This window comes from Arthrobacter sp. 2RAF22 (assembly GCF_052115325.1).
Lineage (GTDB): Bacteria > Actinomycetota > Actinomycetes > Actinomycetales > Micrococcaceae > Arthrobacter.
In genome coordinates this window covers 1-22,807 of sequence record NZ_JBFRGL010000001.1, presented here as the reverse complement: position 1 = coordinate 22,807, position 22,807 = coordinate 1, and the positions used below count along the sequence as shown (strand labels likewise).

18 protein-coding genes are annotated in these 22,807 nt (G+C 64.3%); 16 read left to right on the top strand and 2 right to left on the bottom strand.

All coding sequences use genetic code 11. The annotated features are described in order from the left end of the window. Positions 1 to 49: 49 nt before the first annotated feature. The 11 genes from AB4068_RS00090 to AB4068_RS00040 all read left to right on the top strand — a co-directional run bounded on the left by AB4068_RS00090 (position 50) and on the right by AB4068_RS00040 (position 15,185). Positions 50 to 1,951, top strand: a complete 1,902-nt coding sequence (locus tag AB4068_RS00090; protein ID WP_284988363.1) for an acetolactate synthase large subunit — start codon at positions 50 to 52, stop codon at positions 1,949 to 1,951. 2 nt (positions 1,952 to 1,953) lie between these two features. After that, positions 1,954 to 2,466 (top strand): acetolactate synthase small subunit, encoded by a 513-nt coding sequence (gene ilvN / locus AB4068_RS00085; RefSeq protein ID WP_028264679.1) that lies wholly within the window; start codon positions 1,954 to 1,956, stop codon positions 2,464 to 2,466. Positions 2,467 to 2,546: 80 nt separating this feature from the next. Next, the gene (ilvC, locus tag AB4068_RS00080) at positions 2,547 to 3,572 is read left to right on the top strand and encodes a ketol-acid reductoisomerase (RefSeq protein ID WP_078108575.1); all 1,026 of its coding nucleotides are present in this window, start codon (positions 2,547 to 2,549) and stop codon (positions 3,570 to 3,572) included. A 184-nt stretch (positions 3,573 to 3,756) separates the two neighbouring features. Continuing rightward, positions 3,757 to 5,352 carry a phosphoglycerate dehydrogenase gene (gene serA / locus AB4068_RS00075; protein WP_284751161.1) on the top strand — a complete coding sequence of 532 codons (1,596 nt, stop codon included), beginning with the start codon at positions 3,757 to 3,759 and terminating at the stop codon, positions 5,350 to 5,352. Positions 5,353 to 5,562: 210 nt separating this feature from the next. Then, positions 5,563 to 8,367 carry an FtsX-like permease family protein gene (locus AB4068_RS00070; RefSeq protein ID WP_441432404.1) on the top strand — a complete coding sequence of 935 codons (2,805 nt, stop codon included), beginning with the start codon at positions 5,563 to 5,565 and terminating at the stop codon, positions 8,365 to 8,367. Beyond that, positions 8,364 to 9,119, top strand: a complete 756-nt coding sequence (locus AB4068_RS00065; RefSeq protein ID WP_078108578.1) for an ABC transporter ATP-binding protein — start codon at positions 8,364 to 8,366, stop codon at positions 9,117 to 9,119. The genes AB4068_RS00070 and AB4068_RS00065 overlap by 4 nt, the downstream gene beginning before the upstream one ends. A gap of 78 nt (positions 9,120 to 9,197) precedes the next feature. Further along, the gene (metG, locus tag AB4068_RS00060; RefSeq protein WP_441432403.1) at positions 9,198 to 10,757 is read left to right on the top strand and encodes a methionine--tRNA ligase; all 1,560 of its coding nucleotides are present in this window, start codon (positions 9,198 to 9,200) and stop codon (positions 10,755 to 10,757) included. A gap of 496 nt (positions 10,758 to 11,253) precedes the next feature. Then, positions 11,254 to 12,009: a hypothetical protein gene (locus tag AB4068_RS00055; RefSeq protein ID WP_441432402.1), complete on the top strand. Its 756-nt coding sequence runs from the start codon at positions 11,254 to 11,256 to the stop codon at positions 12,007 to 12,009. Positions 12,010 to 12,081: 72 nt separating this feature from the next. Next, positions 12,082 to 12,783, top strand: coding sequence for a class F sortase (locus AB4068_RS00050; RefSeq protein WP_441432401.1), 702 nt, complete (start codon positions 12,082 to 12,084; stop codon positions 12,781 to 12,783). Positions 12,784 to 12,874: 91 nt separating this feature from the next. Beyond that, a complete protein-coding gene (locus AB4068_RS00045) occupies positions 12,875 to 13,939 on the top strand; it encodes a 3-isopropylmalate dehydrogenase (RefSeq protein ID WP_370872219.1) in 1,065 nt (354 codons plus the stop codon). 133 nt (positions 13,940 to 14,072) lie between these two features. Next, the gene (locus AB4068_RS00040; protein ID WP_441432400.1) at positions 14,073 to 15,185 is read left to right on the top strand and encodes a branched-chain amino acid aminotransferase; all 1,113 of its coding nucleotides are present in this window, start codon (positions 14,073 to 14,075) and stop codon (positions 15,183 to 15,185) included. Between the two features lie 117 nt (positions 15,186 to 15,302). On the opposite strand, the gene AB4068_RS00035 is transcribed toward AB4068_RS00040, so the two are convergent. Next, the gene (locus AB4068_RS00035; RefSeq protein ID WP_441432399.1) at positions 15,303 to 16,037 is read right to left on the bottom strand and encodes an SGNH/GDSL hydrolase family protein; all 735 of its coding nucleotides are present in this window, start codon (positions 16,035 to 16,037) and stop codon (positions 15,303 to 15,305) included. A 153-nt stretch (positions 16,038 to 16,190) separates the two neighbouring features. On the opposite strand from AB4068_RS00035, the gene AB4068_RS00030 reads away from it, so the two are divergent. From AB4068_RS00030 to AB4068_RS00015, 4 genes are all read left to right on the top strand, one after another. Then, positions 16,191 to 16,973: an MBL fold metallo-hydrolase gene (locus AB4068_RS00030; RefSeq protein ID WP_441432398.1), complete on the top strand. Its 783-nt coding sequence runs from the start codon at positions 16,191 to 16,193 to the stop codon at positions 16,971 to 16,973. Between the two features lie 56 nt (positions 16,974 to 17,029). Next, positions 17,030 to 17,806, top strand: coding sequence for a fumarylacetoacetate hydrolase family protein (locus tag AB4068_RS00025; protein ID WP_059387649.1), 777 nt, complete (start codon positions 17,030 to 17,032; stop codon positions 17,804 to 17,806). 88 nt (positions 17,807 to 17,894) lie between these two features. Continuing rightward, entirely contained in the window at positions 17,895 to 19,409 is a 1,515-nt protein-coding gene (gene gltX / locus AB4068_RS00020; RefSeq protein ID WP_441432397.1) for a glutamate--tRNA ligase, read from the top strand. Positions 19,410 to 19,421: 12 nt separating this feature from the next. Further along, a complete protein-coding gene (locus AB4068_RS00015) occupies positions 19,422 to 20,135 on the top strand; it encodes an HAD family hydrolase (RefSeq protein WP_441432396.1) in 714 nt (237 codons plus the stop codon). Positions 20,136 to 20,145: 10 nt separating this feature from the next. On the opposite strand, the gene AB4068_RS00010 is transcribed toward AB4068_RS00015, so the two are convergent. Then, positions 20,146 to 21,156 carry a hypothetical protein gene (locus tag AB4068_RS00010; protein ID WP_441432395.1) on the bottom strand — a complete coding sequence of 337 codons (1,011 nt, stop codon included), beginning with the start codon at positions 21,154 to 21,156 and terminating at the stop codon, positions 20,146 to 20,148. Between the two features lie 223 nt (positions 21,157 to 21,379). Between AB4068_RS00010 and AB4068_RS00005 the strand changes: the two genes are divergently transcribed. Next, positions 21,380 to 22,501, top strand: a complete 1,122-nt coding sequence (locus tag AB4068_RS00005) for an IS110 family transposase (RefSeq protein WP_441432394.1) — start codon at positions 21,380 to 21,382, stop codon at positions 22,499 to 22,501. The last annotated feature ends 306 nt before the right edge of the window (positions 22,502 to 22,807 follow it).

The following is a 22,807-nucleotide window of genomic DNA, read 5'->3' as shown; positions in this document are numbered from 1 at the left end:
ACCCACGCAGTAACTTTCACTAATTGAAGATCCCCAAAGGAAGAGTCCGATGAGCAAAGGATCGCCGATCAGCCCCTCGCTGATGGCTGCAAAGTCCGCTGGAGCCCCCAAGGCTCCGGAAAAGGTCGACCGTCCGGCTGACGCCGTCGTCGACAATGCTGCAACTCTCTCTCCTGTACTCGGGCCGAACAACGTTGTACCCCCAACGGTGATGACCGGCTCGGAAGCTATTGTCCGCTCGCTCGAAGAACTCGGCGTGGACGATATTTTTGGTTTGCCCGGTGGCGCGATCCTCCCCACCTATGACCCTTTGATGGCCTCCAAGATGAATCACGTCCTGGTCCGTCACGAACAGGGAGCCGGCCACGCAGCGCAAGGCTACGCCATGGTTACCGGACGGGTCGGCGTCTGCATCGCCACCTCGGGCCCCGGTGCCACCAACCTCGTTACCGCCATCATGGATGCCCACATGGACTCCGTGCCCCTCGTGGCCATTACCGGCCAGGTATCGGCTTCCGTCATCGGCACTGATGCCTTCCAGGAAGCGGACATCGTCGGCATCACCATGCCGATCACCAAGCATTCCTTCCTGGTGACGGATCCCAATGACATTCCGCACGTCATGGCCGAGGCTTTCTACCTTGCGAGCACCGGTCGTCCCGGTCCCGTATTGGTGGATATCGCCAAAAATGCCCAGCAGGGCACCATGACCTTCTCCTGGCCGCCCAAGATCGATTTGCCGGGTTATCGTCCGGTGGTCCGCGGGCACAACAAGCAGGTCCGCGAAGCCGCCCGGCTGATCGCTGCGGCAAGCAAGCCTGTCCTGTATGTCGGCGGCGGAGTGGTCAAGGCCCACGCATCGGCCGAACTGCGCGAGCTCGCGGAACTCACCGGCGCTCCCGTGGTGACAACGCTCATGGCCCGCGGCGCGTTCCCGGATTCCCACCCCCTGCACGTCGGCATGCCCGGCATGCACGGCACGGTTTCCGCGGTTACCGCACTGCAGCAGTCCGATCTGTTGATCACCCTTGGTGCGCGCTTCGATGACCGCGTGACGGGTGTGCTCAGCACGTTCGCTCCGCACGCAAAGATCATCCACGCGGACATCGACCCCGCGGAGATCTCCAAGAACCGTACGGCCGACGTTCCGATCGTGGGCTCCGTCAAGGAGATCATTCCGGAACTGAGCGAGGCTGTCCGCAACGCTTTCGAGCAATCCGGCACCCCGGACCTCGACGGTTGGTGGGCGTTCCTCAACAACCTCCGGGACACCTACCCCCTTGGCTGGACCGAGCCGGAAGACGGACTCAGCGCCCCCCAGCGGGTCATCGAACGCATTGGTGCGCTCACGGGTCCGGAAGGCATCTACGTTGCAGGCGTTGGCCAGCACCAGATGTGGGCCGCCCAGTTCATCAAGTACGAGCGTCCCCACGCCTGGCTCAACTCGGGTGGGGCCGGGACCATGGGTTATGCCGTGCCGGCAGCCATGGGCGCCAAGGTCGGCGAACCCGACCGCGTGGTCTGGGCGATCGACGGCGACGGCTGCTTCCAGATGACCAACCAGGAACTGGCCACCTGCGCCATCAACAAGATTCCCATCAAGGTTGCAATCATCAACAACTCCTCGCTGGGCATGGTGCGCCAGTGGCAGACCCTCTTCTATGAAGGCCGCTACTCCAACACCGACCTGAACACCGGCCACGACACCGTCCGTATCCCGGACTTCGTCAAGCTGGCGGACGCCTACGGCTGTGCCGCGTTCCGCTGCGAGCGGGACGAGGACATTGACGCCACCATCCAGAAGGCCTTGGAAATCAATGACCGTCCCGTGGTCATCGACTTTGTGGTCAGCCCGAACTCCATGGTGTGGCCGATGGTCCCCTCCGGAGTCTCTAACGACCAGATCCAGGTTGCCCGCAACATGACCCCGGAATGGGAAGAGGAGGACTAGCCATGAGCCGCCACACATTGTCCGTTCTGGTCGAAGACAAGCCCGGCGTGCTGACCCGCGTGGCCAGCCTCTTCGCCCGGCGGGCCTTCAACATCAACTCCCTGGCCGTCGGCCCCACCGAGGTCTCCGGGATTTCCCGGATGACCGTCGTCGTCGACGCCGATGGCGACCTCATCGAGCAGGTCACCAAACAGCTCAACAAACTGATCAACGTGATCAAGATTGTGGAGCTGACTTCAGAATCTTCCGTGCAACGTGACCACATCCTGGTCAAGGTACGTGCGGATGCCGCGACACGCCTGCAGGTCACCCAAGCTGCAGACTTGTTCCGTGCCTCAGTGGTTGACGTTTCCACAGACTCGGTGGTCATCGAGGCAACCGGTACCCCGGAAAAGCTTGCAGCGCTGCTTTCAGTGCTCGAGCCGTTCGGCATCCGCGAAATAGTGCAGTCCGGCACCTTGGCCGTCGGGCGGGGATCCCGCTCCATGAGTGACAGGGCGTTGCGCAGCGCTTAGGCACTGTCCTAGTACCGCGTAGTAGCCCGATACCGAACCACAGACAATATCTACAAAACCACTCAAGAGGAGTTACGCAAGTGACTGAAATGTTCTACGACGACGACGCAGACCTGTCGATCATCCAGGGTCGCAAGGTTGCCATTGTCGGCTACGGTTCCCAGGGCCACGCCCACGCGCTGAACCTGCGCGACTCCGGCGTCGAGGTTGTCATCGCGCTCAAGGAAGGCTCGAAGTCGATCGCAAAGGCCGAGGACGCAGGCTTCACGGTCAAGAACGTTGCCGACGCCGCCGAATGGGCCGACGTCATCATGATCCTGGCACCGGACCAGCACCAGCGCGCGATCTACAACGACTCCATCAAGGACAAGTTGACCGCCGGCAAGGCCCTTGCCTTCGCCCACGGCTTCAACATCCGCTTCGGCTACATCGAGGCGCCCGAGGGCGTTGACGTCATCCTGATCGCCCCGAAGGCTCCGGGCCACACCGTGCGCCGCGAGTTCGAAGCCGGACGCGGTATCCCGGACATCATCGCCGTAGAGCAGGACGCTTCCGGTTCCGCTTGGGAACTGGCCAAGTCCTACGCGAAGGCGATCGGCGGCACCCGCGCCGGCGTCATCAAGACCACCTTCACCGAAGAGACCGAAACCGACCTCTTCGGCGAGCAGGCTGTCCTCTGCGGCGGCGTCTCCCAGCTGATCCAGTACGGCTTCGAGACCCTGACCGAAGCCGGCTACCAGCCGCAGATCGCCTACTTCGAGGTTCTTCATGAGCTCAAGCTCATCGTTGACCTCATGTGGGAGGGCGGCATCGCCAAGCAGCGCTGGAGCGTTTCCGACACCGCAGAGTACGGCGACTACGTCTCCGGCCCGCGCGTCATCGACCCCCGCGTCAAGGAAAACATGGCCGGTGTCCTCGCGGACATCCAGTCCGGTGCCTTCGCCAAGCGTTTCATCGACGACCAGGACAACGGCGCAGTCGAGTTCAAGGAGCTGCGTGCCAAGGCAGAGCAGCACCCGATCGAGGGGGTCGGCCGCGAGCTGCGTTCCTTGTTCTCCTGGCAGCAGCAGGACGAGGACTACGTCGAAGGCTCCGCGGCCCGCTAGTCAAGGCACCCGTTGAAGCCGCGGCAGGAGCCGTAGCAATTCAACACAGAACGCCGTTCGGGATAGGCTCGAAATGAAGCCGCCCGGCATGGAGGCCGGACCCAGTATACCGGGTCCGGCCTTCGTCGTCAAAGAATCGTTTCACCAAAACCCCACCTGAAAAAGAGAGCTAAAGAGGTCACCGGTGACTAGCACCAAGCCAGTAGTACTCCTCGCTGAGGAACTTTCGCCCGCCACGATCGAGGCCCTTGGTCCGGACTTCGAGATCCGCCAAACCGACGGCGCGGACCGCTCCCAGCTGCTCTCCGCAATCGTCGACGTCGACGCCATCCTCGTGCGTTCAGCCACCCAGGTGGACGCCGAGGCAATTGCCGCAGCCAAGAACCTCAAAATCATCGCGCGTGCCGGCGTCGGCCTGGACAACGTGGACATCAAGGCCGCTACCCAGGCCGGCGTCATGGTGGTCAACGCCCCGACGTCGAACATTGTGTCCGCTGCCGAGCTGACGGTCGGCCACATCCTCAGCCTTGCCCGCCACATCCCCCAGGCCAGTTCCGCCCTGAAGGGCGGCGAGTGGAAGCGCTCCAAGTACACGGGCATCGAACTCTTCGAGAAGAAGATCGGCATCATCGGCCTCGGACGCATCGGAGCGCTCGTGGCCGCCCGCCTGCAGGGCTTCGAGACCGAGATCCTCGCCTACGACCCCTACATCACCTCCGCGCGCGCCGCTCAGCTCGGCGTCAAGCTCGTCACCCTGGACGAACTGCTGGAGAAGTCCGACTTCATCACCATCCACATGCCCAAAACCCCGGAAACGGTGGGCATGCTGGGCGCCGATGCCTTCAAGAAGATGAAGGAAACGGCCTACGTTGTCAACGTCGCCCGCGGCGGCCTGATCGACGAAGAAGCCCTCCACGAGGCTTTGGAAGACGGCCAGATCGCCGGCGCCGGCATCGACGTTTTCGTCAAGGAGCCGAGCACCGACCTTCCGTTCTTCGGCATGGACAATGTCATCGTGACGCCCCACCTGGGTGCCTCCACGGACGAAGCCCAGGAAAAAGCCGGCGTCTCCGTGGCGAAGTCCGTGCGCCTCGCCCTCGCCGGCGAACTCGTCCCGGATGCAGTCAACGTGGCCGGTGGCGTGATCGCTTCCGACGTCCGCCCCGGAATCCCGCTGATCGAGAAGCTCGGCCGGATCTTCACGGCCCTGACCCACGCATCCCTGACGCAGATCGACGTCGAGGTCGCGGGCGAAATCTCCAGCCTGGACGTGAAGGTCCTCGAACTGGCGGCGCTCAAGGGCGTGTTCGCCGACGTCGTGACCGAGCAGGTCTCCTACGTCAACGCACCCGTCATCGCCGAGCAGCGCGGCATCAACACCCGCCTGATCACGACGCCGGAAGCCGAGGACTACCGCAACGTCCTGACCATCCGCGGGGCACTCAGCGACGGATCGCAGATTTCCGTGGCCGGAACGCTCACCGGACCCAAGCAGGTCCAGAAGCTCGTGGGCGTCAACGGTTACGACGTCGAAATCCCGATCAGCGAGCACCTCGTGGTTGTTTCCTACGCGGACCGTCCCGGTGTCATCGGCACCATCGGCCACATCCTGGGCATGAACAACATCAATATCGGTGGCATGCAGGTGGCCCGCCAGAGCGAAGGCGGCCAGGTCCTGGCGCTGCTCACGATCGACACTTCGGTGCCGCAGCAGGTCCTTGAAGCCATCAAGGCCGGCATCGGCGCCGACATGGTTCGTGAAGTGGATCTGGAGGACTAGCATCCTCACCGTTTGAGCTAGAAAAGTGTGCCGCACTTCACATCGGCCACATATCATTGGCCGGTCTGCCTACAATGGCTTGGTCCGAAATTCGGAACCGGCGGCAGGCCGGCCAATAACTTTTGCACACACCCGGTGGATTCCTATTGCCTCGGCATGGTTCCAGGGACAGCAGTGTGCGCACCCGCAATCCAGGACTCAGGGAGCCCTATGAACGCCGTCCAGAGGTTCATCAGAAGCCGTGTGCTTCTGTTGACCGCGGCCATTTTGATCGTCGCCATGTGTTTGTCCGTATTCATCCAGAGCCAGTCGCAGGCCGCGCTGAACCGGACAGTGGATGAGAACTCACGCGGCCTGTACGACATCCTGGTCCAGGCCAAGTCCGCGAATACCAAGGACGGCGGGGCGCTCCTCCAGCCGGACATCGCGAACGGCCAGGGCGGCATCAGCTTCCCGCAACTCGAGAAGATCCGTGGGCTGAGCGGCGCGTCGGTCGCGGCGCCCATCAGCCTCGTTTCCCGGGTAACGCAGAACCTGGAAACCCCGCGTCTCGACGCAATGGATTACCTTGGCTACAACGCGGGACTGGCTGGTGGAGCCACCGCGGGAGATCCGACCGGAACGGACTCCAAGAGCTGGCCCGCACCGGAATCCGTGCTTCCCGCGAAGCCCAAGAAGTACCGCCTGACCGCCACCGCCGTGAGCTCCGACGGAGTGTCCCAGCAAACCCTCTTCCAGACCAGCGCCGAAGGCACCCTCGGCAAGGGGCAGGTTGTTGAGCAGCAGACTGCCGGAGGCAAGAGCATCCGCATCGCCGGACCCGCGGGGGAGACCGGCATCAAGTTCCCCGCTCCTGCCGGCGGCTCGGAACACAACCTCTTCAACCTTTCCGTAGCGCTGCCCATGGCTCCGCAGGTCACCGAGTCGGTCGTCGCCGTCGATCCGACCGCCGAGCGCGCGCTCTTGGGCTCCGCCGGAGACTTCCTTGCACCGCTGCAAAAGGCGCCGCCGGCCGACACCCGCAACGCAGGCGCAATCGGCCGCTACTTCGAACAGCTCTTCGCCAAGAGCCCTACGCAGCAGGAACTCGAACAAGGCCCGGATTTCATGGGCGTCAAGCTCAAATACTGGGCACCCCTCATGACCCAGTACCAGCAGGCGAAGCTCTCCGGCCAGATCACGGATGCCTCACAGGCCATTCCTTTGATCGTCCGGCAGGGAACCTCGCTGGATCTGAAGTACTCGGTCCAAATCCAGGAAATCGATGATTCGGGCAAGGTCGTCAACGACGTCGGCACTGTCTCGCGCTCTTTGGACAAGGACTACCTGCCCTTCGTGTCAAAGTCGCCGTTCGCCCTGTCATGGCCAGGATCCACGGACCACAGCCAGCTGCTCGGTAATATGGGCAACTTCGGCCAAGGCCTGTACCAGCCGGCCCAGTGGAGCACCGACTTCGCCGCGGCACCCAAGTACAAGGACGGCGAGACTTCCGCGAACGGCGCCGTCGGCAAGTCCGCCACGCCGGGAGACTGGGTGACCGTCAACAAGCTGCCCGAGAAGTCGGCTTTCGGGGCGATGGTCGACCAGAGCCAGCGCAAGCCGGTCGATGAGCGCTCGTACCGGGAGAACCTTGCCACGGGATCGAAGCCCGCTACGCCGCTGCCGATGGTCTACGGGACGTTTGATCCGGCCCAGATCCAGAAAGCGGCGGGCGACGTCAACAAGCTGCCCTTGGGTGGCTACGACCCGGCCCCGATGACGCTCCAGAAGGACGCTTCGGGAAATGACACCGCAGCCAAGGGCCTCAAGCCTTCGCTGAGCGCCACCGGCCTGGTCAGCCAGTCTGCCGGTGCCATCACCGACTACTACGGCCTTGCCGCAGCGCGTGGTTACGATTCCAACGCCAACGTGATCGACGCCGTCAGGGTCCGCGCCAGCGCGCCAGGCAACTGGAAGCAGGCCCAACCGGAGGTCGACAAGCTCGCGGCCCAGATCCGCGACATGGGTCTACAAGCCACAGTGGTGGCCGGCTCCGCGCGCGAAGACGCCAACATCTTCGTCCCGGGATACTCCAAGGACGACGCCGGCAAGGAATCCGCGCTGGGTACCGTCCAGCAGTCGTGGGTCCGGCAGGATGCCGCCGATGCCGTTTCCGGCTCCCTGACCGGCACCAACATCACCCTCCTCTTCCTGACGCTGTGCGGGGCCACCCTCCTGACCGGCGCTTCAACCGTGAGCTATATCCGCCAGCGACGCAGCGAGGCAGGGATCCTCCGCGCCATGGGCTGGACCCAAAGGAAGATCCGAAGTTGGGTCCTCGAAGAGTTCGGTATAGGTGCGGGGATCGTTGCCGTGGCAGGCATTGCGCTAAGCCTTCTGAGCTGGAACCTGGCCACGGTCATTGTTTCGGCGTCCGTGTTGCTCATTTACTGTGCCGCCGCCTACATCGCGGCCCAGCAATTGCGGCACCGCGACATCGTTGACCAGGAACCCCAACACGACGAACGCCTGATCCCGGTGGATTCACCGCTCACGTTCGCGTACCGCCAACTGGTTACCCACCGTTTCAGCTCAGTGGCCCTGGCCGTTGCCGTGGGCGTGTTCGGAGCTGCCGTGGGCGCGCTGATCGCGTTGCTCATTGACATCCCGCGCGCAGCTGGAGCCAGTGCCCTCAGCGGGCTCGCCTCCGCCACCATCGCCTTGCCGAGCGTCATCCTGGCGGTGAGCGGGGTGCTCGTTGGCCTCGTACTGACCTTGGTCACCGGTCGCTTCGAACTCCAGGCCAGGCGCGAACAGCTCGGCACGCTCCGGGCCATGGGCTGGAACCCGGACATGCTGGGACAGGTCCGTTTCTTCGAAAATGCCTTGGTCGGAGCAGTGGCGCTGATCCTCGGCGTCGTGGGGGCGCTGGGCCTGGGCCTGTTGCTCGCTCCTTATGCCGCACTTTGGGCCGCTTTGGCCGGAGTGGTGGCCGTAATTTGCTGGATTCCCATTGCAACGAAAGTGGTCAAATGACTGACAACCTCGAACCCGATCTGACCGCGACCACGGAATCCACCGACGAGTCGTTCCAGACCCGCGCCAACACCATCGTGCGGGCTGCGGACCACGGCATGCCCTTGCAGTTGAGCAACATCACCATCCGCTACGGCGGTGACAAGGGTGGGGCGGAGCCGGTCACGGTCGTCGAGGACTTCAACCTCACCCTGCACGCCGGTGAGATGCACTGCGTCGCCGGGCGAAGCGGCTCAGGCAAGACCAGCATCCTGACGGTGGGAGCGGGACTCACGCTTCCGACGTCGGGCCGCGTCCTCTGGGAGGGCGATTCCCTCGAGAAGATGGGCGACGACGAAATCGCCGACCGCCGCCGCGCCCTCATCGGGTACGTGGACCAGGGCGGCGCCCTGATCGACGGCATGAGCGCTTTGGAGAATGTGCTGTTGCCGGCCGTCCCCGACGGCGAAGTGGAGCAGCGCACCGAAATGGCCAAGGACTTGCTGGACCTGGTGGGGCTGGGCCGGCGCATGCGCCACCGTCCGGCGCAGCTGTCCGGCGGTGAGCGCCAGCGTGTCGCGATCGCCCGCGCCCTGATCCTGGGCACCAGGGTCCTGGTGGTAGACGAGCCAACGGCCAGCCTGGACCGTACTTCGGCAAACCGCATCATCAGCATCCTGAAGGACACCACGAGCGACGGTATCGCCGTGCTGGTGGCCTCCCACGACCACGAGCTTGTCAGGCTCAGCGATACGCTGACTGAGTTGAACTAGTAGCCCGCTGCTTCCGGACCGGCCGTCACATGCGGCCGGTCCGGTCTTTCCATCTCCAAGAGAAGGTAACTTCGTAGAGTGACGTCTCCAGATAAACCCCCGTTCTACATCACCACCGCCATTACCTACCCGAACGGCGAGCCGCATATCGGGCATGCCTACGAGTACATCGCCACCGACGCGATGGCCCGGTTCAAGCGCCTCGATGGCTATGACGTGATGTTCCTGACCGGCACGGACGAGCACGGCATGAAGATTGCCCAGGCTGCGGAGAAGGAAGGCATCACGCCCAAGGAACTCGTGGACCGGAATGCCCAAATCTACAAGGCCGCCCACGCCGCCTTGGGCATCTCCTACGACCGGTTCATCCGCACTACGGATGCCGACCACTATGCCGCCTCCCAGGCCATCTGGAAGAAGATGGAAGCCAAGGGGGACATTTACCTGTCCAAATACGAGGGCTGGTACTCGGTCCGCGACGAGGCTTACTACACCGAAGACGAGACAGTACTGAAGGACGACGGCGTCCGCTACTCGCGCGGTACGGATACCGAAGTAACGTGGACCGCGGAGGAGAGCTACTTCTTCCGCTTGTCCGCCTACCAGGACAAGTTGCTGGCCTTGTACGAGGAGCAGCCGGAGTTCGGCGCCCCCCAGTACCGCTTCAACGAGGTCATCAGCTTCGTCAAGCAGGGCCTTCAGGACTTGTCCATCAGCCGGACGACTTTCGACTGGGGTGTCCCGGTGCCGGGCAACGACAAACACGTCATGTACGTGTGGGTTGATGCCCTGACCAATTACCTGACGGGAGTCGGTTACCCTGATGCCGATTCTGAGGCGTTCCGTAAGTTCTGGCCCGCCGACGTCCACATCATCGGCAAGGACATCTCCCGGTTCCACGCGATCTTCTGGCCCGCCTTCCTGATGAGCGCGGGCCTGGAACTGCCCAAGCGCGTCATGATCCATGGCTTCCTGACCAACAATGGCGTCAAGATGTCCAAGTCCCTCGGCAACGTTGTGGCCCCCAAGGACTTCGTGGAGCAGTACGGCCTGGACCAGGTGCGATTCTTCTTCCTCCGCGAAGTTCCGTTCGGCGCCGACGGCAGTTACAACCACGAGGCGATCGTGGGCCGCATGAACGCCGATCTCGCGAACAACTTCGGCAACCTGGCGCAGCGTTCGCTGTCCATGGTGGCCAAGAACTGCGAAGGCAGGGTTCCGGTTCCGGGAGACTTCTCGGCAGAGGACTCCGCGCTGCTTGCCCAGGCCGCCGGACTTTTGGACGTGGCCCGCGCGGCTTTCGAGAAGCAGGAATTCAGCCGTGCCCTCGAGGCAATCTGGGCCGTGCTGGGCGACACCAACGCGTATTTTGCCGAGCAGGCCCCGTGGGTGCTGCGCAAGACCGACGTCGAGCGCATGAACACGGTCCTGTACGTCACGCTGGAGGTTGTCCGCATCGTGGCGATCCTCGCCCAGCCGGTCATGCCGACGTCGGCCGCCAAGCTGCTTGAGGTCCTGGGACAGCCCGACGGCGAGCCCCGCCAGTTCGCGGCCGTCGCCACGCCGATCGTCCCCGGCACGGAGCTCCCGGCCCCGGTCCCGGTCTTCCCGCGTTACGAGGAGCCCGCCGAGTCCTAGACGCCCGCTCACTTAAGTCGCCTTTTGGGCGGACGCCCGCTCACTTAAGTCGCCTTTTGGGCGGACGCCCGCTCACTTAAGTCGCCTTTTGGGCGGACGCCCGCTCACTCTTGCTGCGCGTGACACCCCCTCATCCCACCGGGTGAGGGGGTGTTCCCTTTCCCGTCCCATGATTGGTAAGCGTCCCGAGGCGGATCCGGCGGCTCGCTGGACTTCCAAGTGATCTCTTCGCGCTGGCGAGTGGGGATCCACTCGGCGCAGGTAGCAGCCGGGACAAGGGACGCTGTTTCCTGCCGGTAAACGCGTACCCACCACTCGCGTTAATCAGGAGACCGAAACCTAGCCTGAAGAGCAAGCGAACTGATGACACTTTCTGGGGAGTAACTGTCAAGATTCATCTCGCTTGTTGAGGTCTCCCGTACTTGTCCTTCCTGGGTCTCGAAGACGGTTACTCCGCAAAGTCTGGTCAGCTCGGACCTGATGTGGAGGGACCGAAATGAAACGAACCATTGCGACCCTGGGGGTCGTGGGCCTGGGATTGCTGGGTGCCACGGTGTCGGCGAATGCTGCTCCCTCAGACAAGATCACCATTTGCCACGCCACGCATTCGGCGTCGAACCCCTACGTAGCGGTGACCATCAACTTGTCGGCGCTGTCCGGGCATATCGCCGACACCAACGACATCGTTCCTGCAAACGCAGGCGACTACATGCCCAACGGACAAAACCTCACCCCGGAAAACATCGCCATCCTCAACGCCGGTTGTAAGGTGGCCGGCCTGCCGGTGATTACCCCGACGGACCCGGTGACGAGCCCGCCGACGGATCCGGTGACGACCCCGCCTGCGGATCCGGTGACGACCCCGCCTGCGGATCCGGTGACGACCCCGCCTGCGGATCCGGTGACGAGCCCGCCGGTGACCACCCCGCCCGTGGAGCACGTGGAACCCGTCTCCACCCAGCCGGTCGTCACCCCCGCGGTTCCTCCGGTCGCTGCCCCTGCGGCGACCGTGCCCGCAGCCGTCACTCCGTCGGCAACTGTGCCCACAGCCGTCATTCCATCTGCGGCCGGTGCCGCAGCCACTCCGGACGCCCCCATCACCAACGTGGGCTACAACGTCCAGACGGCCGTTGGCGGCAAGGCAAACACAGGTATCCCCGCGTGGCTTGCCGGCCTGACTGGTCTCTTCAGTGCCGTGGCCGTGTTCGTAGTCGCGAGGAGCGGGGTGCGGGCCCGCAAGGCCAGGCACTAGGCAAAACCGGCCGGGTGCCGCACTACGATGGGCGGCACCCCGCCACCTGCTTCACTATCTCCAGGAGTGGTCATGGCCCGTCACCGCTTCACGCGGCAGCCTCACGCACTTCGCGTCCGTGGCCTGCTGATCTGTTCCAGGGATCTTCTCGTGTTGGCGATCTGCGCCGGAGGGCTGCTTGGTGTCTGGCTGGTCTATGGCGTATCCGGCCAGAACCCGGCCGCTTTCGACTCAGGGAATCGGGCGCTTTCGACGGCGGCTCCCGCGGGCAAAGCCGAGCCGAACCGCGCGGCGGTGGGCGCTCCTGCCACTGCGGCGGGAACGCACCTGCCCGCGGCGTCGGCCCCGGTGCAGATTACCTATCCGGCGGTTGGCCTGGATGTGCTGGTTCATCCGCTGCGACCGGACCCTGCTGGCGGGCAGAGCATCGAGCCGCCGGAAACGATGGACGGATATTGGCTCAGTCCCTTCGGTACCCCCGGAGCGGGATCGACGAATACCACTTACGTCATCGGGCACAGTTGGGAGGGGCTCGACGCGCCGTTCAACCACCTCAGCTATGCAGCAGCACCGGGGGACGAGCTCAAAGTCGTCACGGCAACGGGAGCGATGACATACAAAGTCGACTCCGTCACCACCTACACAAAATCGACTTTGAAAGACAGTCCCGTCTGGACAGCGGTGCCCAACCGCCTGGTCCTGATCAGCTGCTACACGCAGGACCTCTGGGGCAAGAATGTCGCGGTGGTAGCTTCACCTGTTCCAGGCCAGTAGCTTCTCCCGAGGCGCGCTCCGCATGGACTTCGAGCGCTCAAATGGTGAGACGATTTTGACCAACATGTGGATGCGTTGGCAGTCTGAAAACATGAGTGCAACGCAACCCGCCGCAACGATCAACCTGGCTGTCATTCCCGGCGACGGCATTGGCCCCGAAGTCATTGCCGAAGCCCTCAAAGTCCTGGAAAAGGTTGTCGCCGAAGAAGGCGTCACCCTCGAGCAGACCGAATACAAGCTCGGAGCCCAGCACTGGCTTGAAACCGGCGAGACCCTCCCGGACGAGGTCCTGGCCGATCTGCGTACCCGCGATGCGATCTTGTTCGGCGCCGTCGGTGCGGCACCGGGGGACACCCGCATTCCTTCAGGCATCATCGAACGCGAAATGCTGCTCAAGCTCCGCTTCAGCCTTGACCACTTCGTGAACCTGCGCCCTTCGCGGCTCTACGGGACGGTGGGCAGCCCGCTGGCCAATCCCGGCGACATCGATTTCATCGTGGTCCGCGAAGGCACCGAAGGTCCGTACGTCGGCAACGGCGGTACGCTCCGCGGGGGCACCCCCCACGAGGTTGCCACCGAGGTATCGCTCAACACGGCCCACGGCGTCGAGCGCGTTGTCCGTGACGCCTTCCGCCGCGCCAGCGAGCGTCCCCGAAAGCACGTCACCCTCGTCCACAAGCACAACGTCCTGGTCTTCGCAGGCCACTTGTGGAAGCGCACCGTGGAGGCCGTGGCCAAGGAATTCCCCGAGGTCACCCACGACTACCTGCACATCGACGCCGCCACCATCTTCATGGTGACCGACCCCTCCCGCTTCGACGTGATCGTCACCGACAACCTCTTCGGAGACATCATCACTGACCTCGCCGCCGCCATCACCGGCGGGATCGGTCTCGCGGCCTCGGGCAACATCAACATGGACCGCACCGCGCCCTCCATGTTCGAACCCGTCCACGGCTCCGCCCCGGATATCGCCGGACAGCAGAAGGCAGATCCAACCGCCGCCATCCTGTCCGCGGCCTTGTTGCTGGACCACCTCGGCTATACGGGAGCCGCCCGCAGGATCGAAGCCGCCGTCGTCGCCGACATCGAAAGCCGCAACGGCGACAGCCGCAGCACCGCTGCCGTCGGCGATGCCATCGCTGCCGCGCTCTAGGGCCCGTACTGGCACTGAGGGTCTGTACCCGGGCGTAAGCTTTACTTGAATTATTTACTGCTGCCGTGGTCCGTCGCTGAACCATATCCTCCAAGAGATGGTTTGCTCTGCCTGGTAGCCGACTGGAGGAAACATGACTCAGACTGCCCACGGCGTCGAATTCAGCCAGCAGCTCTCGGAGACCCCGAAGTCTGCTGAGGAGCGTGCAGCTATCCTGGCAAACCCGGGATTTGGCGACTACTTCACCGACAACACCGTCATTGTCGACTACAGCGTCGACACCGAGGGCAACGGCGGCTGGCACAGTGCCCGCGTCGAGGCCTACGGACCGATTTCCCTGGACCCTTCGGCGGCAGTGCTGCACTACGGCCAGGAGATCTTCGAAGGCCTCAAGGCATACCGCCACGCTGACGGCTCCGTTTGGACGTTCCGTCCCGAGGCCAACGCCGCCCGCCTGAACAAGTCGGCACGCCGCTTGGCCCTCCCGGAACTGCCCGAGGAGTACTTCCTCGGCGCCATCCGCGAACTCGTGCAGGCGGACAAGGAATGGGTTCCGTCCGGCGACGGCGAAGCCCTGTACTTGCGTCCGTTCATGATCGCGACGGAAGCCTTCCTGGGTGTCCGCGCAGCCCGCGAGGTCTCCTTCCGGGTCATCGCTTCTCCGGCCGGCAACTACTTCGGCGGCGAACTCAAGCCGGTATCCATCTGGATCTCCCGTGAATACGCGCGCGCCGGCCGCGGCGGCACCGGTGCAGCCAAGTGCGGTGGAAACTACGCCGCGTCCCTGATTGCCCAGATGGAAGCCGAAGAGAACGGCTGCAAGCAGGTCCTCTTCCTGGACCACTTCAACGACGATGCCGTCGAGGAACTCGGGGGCATGAACGTCTTCTTCGTCATGAAGGACGGCTCACTCGTCACTCCGGCACTCACCGGAACCATCCTCGAAGGCGTGACCCGTTCTTCCGTCATCCAGGTGGCGAAGGACATGGGCCGCGAGGTTTCCGAACGGAAGATCACCCTCGCCGAGTGGCGCGACGGCGTGGCCTCCGGCGAAATCGCCGAGGTCTTTGCTTGCGGAACCGCCGCCGTCATCACCCCCATCGGCGTCCTCAAGGACAAGACCGAGTTCATCGGTTCCGAGGACGCCAAGGCAGGCGAAACCACCATGGCCATCCGCGAGCAGTTGCTCGGCATCCAGACCGGAACGGTCGAGGACACGCACGGCTGGCTCACCCGACTGGCTTAAGTCCCCACCGGCTCCCAAGCCTCGCAAGCGTGGCTTGGGTCCCTCGCCGGCGTGGGCCCTGTCTTGGAAAATGCCCGACGGCGGCCTCCCACCCTGGTGGCAGGGTCGCCGTCGCCGTTAACCAGTGAGCTGGTTGTTACCGGTGCTGGCTTGCTGGATCCGCGGTCCGATGAGCGCTTCCATCTTGGCCCGCAGATATTGCTGGCCCGCAGCGGATGGGTGATCGCCGTCGGGACCAATGAGCTCCGCGGCATCGTCCATGATCCAGCCGAGGTCGATCGGATCAACGAAGTGCGCGCCGGCTTTCAGGGCAGCGGCCTTGTCCTGGTCGCGGATGTCGAGCCTTTCGGCTTCGGGCGTGCTCGTGTACGACGGCGGCCCGACCACGACGATGTCGGCTTGGGGAGCGCGGGACTTGACTGAGGCGAACGCCCGCGTGGCCGCAGCCTCGGTTTCTCCTGCGGCCGTTCCCATATCGTTTTCGGAACCAAAGAACAGCACCAGGCGGGTCTCGTCGGTTACCGCTGTGTCCACTTGGGAACCGAAGGTCGATCCGTCCTCGCCGACACTGACGTAGCCGCTGCCATCCCGTGCAGCATTGACGATGGTCGCTTGGAGCTGTTGAAAGCCGGGATCGTTCTCCACCAGCTTTGGCCAGGCCTCGTCAGGCGAGGTGCCGTGACCCGTGCTGAGGGAGTCTCCGATGATCACCACGGTGGGCTGGGCCGCGGCGGACCGCGGTCCGGTGTCGGAGGAACAGGCGCTGAGGAGTGCGAGGACGGAAAGGCAGGCGGTGGCGATCGCCGTCGTCGTCCGGAGAAGTTCTCTTCGTCGGGTGTGATTCCGCAACAATTCGGCTCCTCCTCCGCAACTGTCCACATGTATCCGTCCCAGTTCCTTGGCACCATGTTACGTCGTGTGCCGTGCCTGCCTCTTGGTTCCTGGCTCGCGGAACCGGGCTTCCCGTCCAAGGTCCCGCCACTTGGCGTGTGCCAAGATGGAGAAGTGAATCCGGTCAATGACGCCACTTTCCAGAACAGCAGCCACCTCACCCGCTCGCGGCTCGCGCCTAATCCGGGTCCGATGAGCCTTGACGGCACCAACTCGTACGTCATTGCCGCGCCGGACGCTGCTGGAGTGGTCGTCGTGGATCCCGGGCCGCTCGACGAATCGCACCTCGCGGCCCTGGCCGCCGCGGGGCCTGTGGAGCTCGTTCTCATCACCCATCGCCACAAGGACCACACGGAGGCCTCTGCGGTGCTCCACGAACTCACCGGCGCGCCCGTCCGTGCGGCGGATCCCGCCTACTGCCACGGCGGCGAGCCGTTGCGCGGTGGCGAGGTCATCGAGGCCGGAGGCGTTGAGATCCGGGTTCTTGCCACGCCGGGCCATACCTCGGACTCAGTCTGCTTCCACCTTCCGGGCGACGGACCGGACGGCTCGGTGCTGACGGGCGATACCATCCTGGGGCGGGGCACCACCGTCCTGGACTATCCTGACGGACGGCTGGGGGATTACCTCTCCAGCCTCGACAAGCTCGAAAGCCTCGGTCCGGCGACGCTGTTGCCCGCACACGGCCCCGTCCTGCCAGCCGTCGACGCCGTGTGCCGCGAGTACCGGGCCCACAGGGAGATGCGCCTGGACCAAATCCGTGAAGCACTCGCGCGCCTCGGCGCCCAAGCCGAAGTCCAAGCTGTCACCGATGCGGTGTATCCCGACGTCGATCCTTCCGTGCGCTGGGCAGCTGAAACTTCGGTGGCGGCGCAATTGGACTATCTGCGCGGCTAGCAGGCACCTCTTCAGTGCGCGCATAGCGGCCGCCGGCGGACGGTACGCTAGAACCCATGCGTATCGCCCGGTTTGTTGTTGATTCTGATCCCGTCTACGGCGTCGTTGAAGGTGAGCCAGGCAGTGAAATGATCACTGTCATCCACGGCGACCCCTTCTTCAACGGCGTCGAGCGGACCTCGGTCCGCCACAAGCTGGAGGACGTTCGCCTTCTGGCCCCGATTATTCCCCGCAGCAAGGTCATCGGCGTCGGACGGAACTTCGCCGAGCATGCCCGGGAACTCGGTAATGAAGTTCCGCAGCACCCCTTGCTGTTCCTGAAACCGAATACCGCCGTCGTTGGCCCCAACGATCCGATCGTGTTGCCTGAGTTCTCGGAGGAAGTCTCCTTCGAAGCGGAACTCTGCGTCGTCATTGGCCGCATTTGCAAGGACGTGCCCGAGGACCGCGTGGACGACGTCATTTTCGGTTACACCTGCGGCAACGACCTCACGGCCCGCGACGTCCAGAAGACGGACCTGCAGTGGGCGCGTGCCAAGGGCTTTGACACCTCCGCGCCGCTCGGCCCGTGGATCGAGACGGAACTCGATCCCGAAGACCTGGCCATCAAGGGCTGGCTCAATGGCGAACTCCGCCAGGACGGCAGCACGAACCAGATGATCCGCAGCGTGCGCGAGCTGGTGTCGATCGTTTCGCAGGCTTTCACCCTGCTTCCGGGTGATGTCATCATGACCGGGACTCCTGCCGGCGTCGGGCTGGTCCAGGAGGGCGACCGCTACGAGATCGAGATCGAAGGCATCGGCCGCTTGTCCAACCCGGTAGTCCGCCGCTAAGAGGCTCGGCGTTCCGCCCAGCCGGTCGCTCTGGACCCGCTGGCACTGGGCATTCCGCCCACCGCCACGGGGTAAAGTTGGAACCACTATGACTACTGTTGCTGCGCCGAACTCTGCCGCCATTCCCGCCGTGAACGCCGAAACCCCGGTCCGCGTCCGGTTCTGCCCCTCACCTACGGGAACTCCGCACGTTGGGTTGATCCGCACGGCCCTCTTCAACTGGGCCTACGCGCGGCACACGGGTGGCAAGCTGATTTTCCGGATCGAGGACACCGATTCGGCCCGCGACAGCGAGGAGAGCTACCACCAACTGCTTGATGCGTTGAAGTGGCTCGGCATCGACTGGGACGAGGGCGTCGAGGTTGGCGGGCCGCACGAACCGTACCGCCAGTCGCAGCGCAGCGACATGTACCAGGACGTCATCGCCAAGCTCAAGGCCGGCGGTCACATCTATGAGTCGTACTCCACTCCCGAGGAGATCGAAGCACGGCACCGCGCCGCAGGGCGGGATCCGAAGCTCGGCTACGACGGCTTTGACCGGCACGTCACCGAGGAACAGCTCGCCCAGTACAAGGCCGAGGGCCGCAATGCCGTGCTGCGCCTGCGCATGCCGGACGAAGACCTGACCTTCAACGACCTTGTGCGCGGGGAGATCACGTTCAAGGCGGGATCCGTGCCTGACTTCGCTGTGGTGCGTGCCAACGGAGCTCCGCTGTACACGCTCGTGAATCCCGTGGACGATGCACTCATGGGCATCACGCACGTCCTCCGCGGCGAGGACCTGCTCAGCTCCACTCCCCGGCAGATCGCCCTCTACCGCGCGCTTTACGCCATCGGCGTGGCTGAGTACATGCCCGAGTTCGGCCACCTTCCCTATGTCATGGGCCAAGGCAACAAGAAGCTTTCCAAGCGCGATCCGGAATCCAGCCTGTTCCTGCACCGTGAACGTGGGTTCATCCGTGAAGGATTGCTCAATTACCTGTCACTCCTGGGCTGGTCGCTGAGCGCCGATGAGGACATCTTCACCGTGGAGCAGCTCGTGGCCAACTTCGATATCCACGATGTCCTGGGCAACCCTGCGCGCTTCGATATCAAGAAGGCCGAGGCCATCAACGGTACGCACGTGCGCATGCTCACGCCCGAGGACTTCCGTCAGAGGCTCGTGCCGTACCTGCGTGCCGCAGGCTTCGTGGGGGAGATCCTGACTCCGCGCCAGGAAGAGATCCTTGCCGAGTCCGCGCCGCTGGTCCAGGAACGGATCACCCTGCTGGGCGAAGCTCCCGAGATGCTTGCCTTCCTGTTCAAGAAGGACGACGCGATCGACATCGCCGACGACGCCCGCAAGGGACTTCCCGAGAACCTGGGCGAGGTGCTGGACGCCGCGTTGGTTGCGCTGGAACCCCTCGCCGACTGGACAGCGGAAAGCATCCAGGCAGCGCTCAAGCAAGCGTTGGTGGAAGATCTTGGGATCAAGCCGCGCCTCGCGTTCGGCCCGGTGCGCACGGCGATCTCCGGCCGCCGCATCTCGCCGCCGCTGTTCGAATCGATGGTCATCCTGGGCAAGGATTCCTCGCTCACCCGCCTGCGCGCGTTCCGCGGCTAGTTCAGGCACTCCGTGATCAACGCACTTCATGAGTCATTCGGCACGGTCCGCGGTGTCCTGTTCGACATCGACGACACCCTGGTGGACCTTGAGTACGCCATGACCACGGCCTTGCGTGACGTGAGCGAACACCTCCTGCCCGGCCTGGACCAGGCCGGGTGGGAGAAGTTCGGACGGATCTTCACGCACGAAACCACGCATTTCTATGACCGGTACCTAGCCGGTGAATTGACGTTCAACGAGCAGCGGCTCCTCCGTGGCCGCGCGGCCCTTGGGCATTTCGGCGTGGAGCTCGGGGGAGAGGACTCCCACACGTGGCTCAATGACTACTCGCGCCTGCAGCCCAGTTATGTCAGGGCGTTCAGCGACGTCCTGCCCGTCCTCGACGCTCTCGACGCCGCGGGCATCCCCTACGGCGCCGTGAGCAACAACGTTCACGACTACCAGCGGGTCAAGCTCGACAGTGCGGGGCTTGCCCGGGTCTCGGTCCTTGTCGGAACGGACACCGTAGGCGTGCCCAAGCCGGACCCCGCCATTTACCTGGAAGGGGTCCGTCGCTTGGGCACCCCCCCGGCCGAGACCCTTTTTGTGGGAGACAACCGCCTTCTCGACGCCGACGGCGCCACTGCTGCCGGATTGCTGGGCATCTGGTTGAATCGCACTGGTGAGCTCGCCTCCGACTTTTCCGGCCGGGAAATAGACTCCTTGACCCGACTGCTCGCCTGAAGCTCTGCAGCTAAGCCCCCAGCCGGAACTTCCGCAGGAACACGAACGTTCCGATGGAACCCGCTCCCAGGACGCCCACAAGTCCGAGCGCCGTGCCGGTATCCGACTTTTCAGCCATGCTCGACGGCGACACCGCCGCAGCTCCTTGATGCAGTTCGGCGGTGCCCGCCGCGATCCGCGCATTTCCGTCCGCGAGTTTGTCGGCACCGGTGGACAACTGGGCTGAGCCTGCTGCCAGTTTGGCGTTTCCATCGGACAACTTGGAGGCGCCCGCTGCCAACGCAGTGGAACCGTCAAGGAGACCGGGGGAGGAAGGATCAGCAGGGCTGCCCTTGATCCCTGTCATCAGCGAGTCCGTGCCTGCAGCCAAGCGGGACGTGCCGTCCGTCATGCTGGCGGTGGCTTTGAGGAGGCCCGGATGCTCAGGGTCGCCAGGTACGCCGTCCATGCCCACGCGGATCTTTGCGGTTCCATCGGCGAGCATTTGGGTTCCCAGAACCACGCCCGGGGACGCCGGATCCTGGCTGTTGAGCTTCTGGGCGAGGATGGCGAAACCGTCCGTCAGTTTGCCGGTCCCTGCTGCCAGCTTCCCGGTTCCGTCGGCGAGCCGTCCGGTGCCGGCGTGCAGTTGCGCCGCTCCGGCCGAAAGCTGGCCAGCTCCGGCCTGCAATTGCGAGGCTCCGGCGTCAAGGCGGTGCGCGCCGTCGTTGAGCGCATTGATCTGGGCCTTCAGCGTTGCCAGGGGCACCACGCCCTGGATACCGTTGGCGGCGTCGGCGAGCTGCTGGAGCCCCTGGGCCAACGCAGCGGAGCCGGTTCCCTTGGTGGGATCGTCTCCGGCCCCCGGGTAGCCTTTCAGCTGGTCGGTGCCCGCCGCGAGCCTGGAAGCACCTGCGTCGAGTTGGGCGGCACCGGAGTTGAGCTGGGCGGCTCTTAGACGATATGAAGTGAGGGCGTTCGTTCCCTGCCCGTCCGGACCGGGCCATTGTCGCCGGGCGGCCGCGCAGCGCCGGCCTGGCATGAGGGGTATCCCTGGTGCCGGGGGCGGCGCTGCGGGGCCTGTGGCCCGGCGGAATTGGCCTTTGTCCGGACGGGCAGGCAAGGGTCCCCGGGACGGGTGAGGTGAAGGCCGGGGCCTTCTGTTTCACAGAGTCCGTGGGTTGCCAATAACGGTGCTCTTGGATTGTCGACCCGTGGAGCGTTGCAATGGTAGTGCCACATGTGAGTTTTGGGAGGTCCCGGCTATGTTTGAGCATACTTTCATCGGGCTCGATGTTCACGCGGTTTCCGTTGTGGGCTGCGCACTGAACCCGGAGACCGGCGAACTGGTGCACGCGAAAATGGACTCCGACCCGGCGGTGGTGCTGGAGTGGATCCGCCGCTGCGAGCCGCCGGTGAAGGTGGTGTATGAATCCGGCCCCACCGGATACGTCCTGGCCCGGTACCTGCGCGAGGCCGGCATCGACTGCGTGGTCGCGGCGTCCTCCAAGTTGCTCCGCGCCCCGAGCGACAAGGTCAAAACCGACAAGCGTGATGCCCGCCTGCTCGCCGAGATGCTCGCCCTGGGCCAGATCACCCAGGTGCGGGTCCCGACGCGGGACCAGGAAGACCTGCGGGACCTGTCCCGGCTGCGGTCCACCGCGGCGAAGAACCTCGCCCACGCCCGCCAGCAGGTGAATGCGATCCTGCTCCGGCACGGCATCCGGTACCCGAAGGAGACCAAGTGGACGAAGGAACACGGGGCCTGGCTGCACCGGCAGCGGTTTGACTCCCCGGTGTTGCAGTTCACCTACGACGCCGATGTGGAACAGGCCGAGCTCCTCGCAGCACAGCTCAAGCGCATCGATCAGCGCGTCGTGGCGGCCGCCAGGGAATGCCAGTACGCCCCGGTGATCGACGCGTTGATGTGTTTGCGCGGCATCCAGACCACGACCGGGTTCGGGCTCGCCGTGGAGATCGGGGACTGGACCCGCTTCACCGGGTCCTCCATCGGCTCCTACCTGGGGCTGGTCCCCAGCGAGCAATCCTCGGGCCAGTCCCGCCACCAGGGACCGATCACGAAAGCCGGCAGCAAATACGCCCGGAAACTCCTCATCGAGGCAGCCTGGCAGCACCAGCGCCCCTACTCCCGGCCCGGGGAACGGCTGCTGCGCCAGCTGGAGCTGGTCGGCCCGGCCACCCGCATCAGGGCCCTGGAAGGCAACCACCGGCTCCACCACAAATGGGAAGTCTTCGACGCCCGCAAGAAACGATCCGTCACGGCAAACACCGCGATCGCCAGGGAACTCGCCGGCTGGTGCTGGTCCCTGGCCGCACCCCTGCAGCACGGCGACCACGGGCAAGGAGACCGCATGAACGCGGCCTGATCAACGTGCCGTCCGGGTGCATGGCGGACGTGACGTGGCAGCACTCCGGGGCCCAACTCGAGACCCAACTATGAGCAAGCGGGCCATACCGTTGACGCCCGATGTTAGACAGCGATACGCCCCAGCCGAACAATCGTCATGCGGTAAGCAACCCGCGAATATCAGTCTGACACTGCAGTCGAACACAAGACCCGCCAGCACACCCACCACACCCGGACAGCACCCCAACGGAAAGCGGCCCCCGACACCAAAACCGGGAGCCGCTCACCACTGCCTCTTGACAACAGCTTCTACATATCAGTTGGG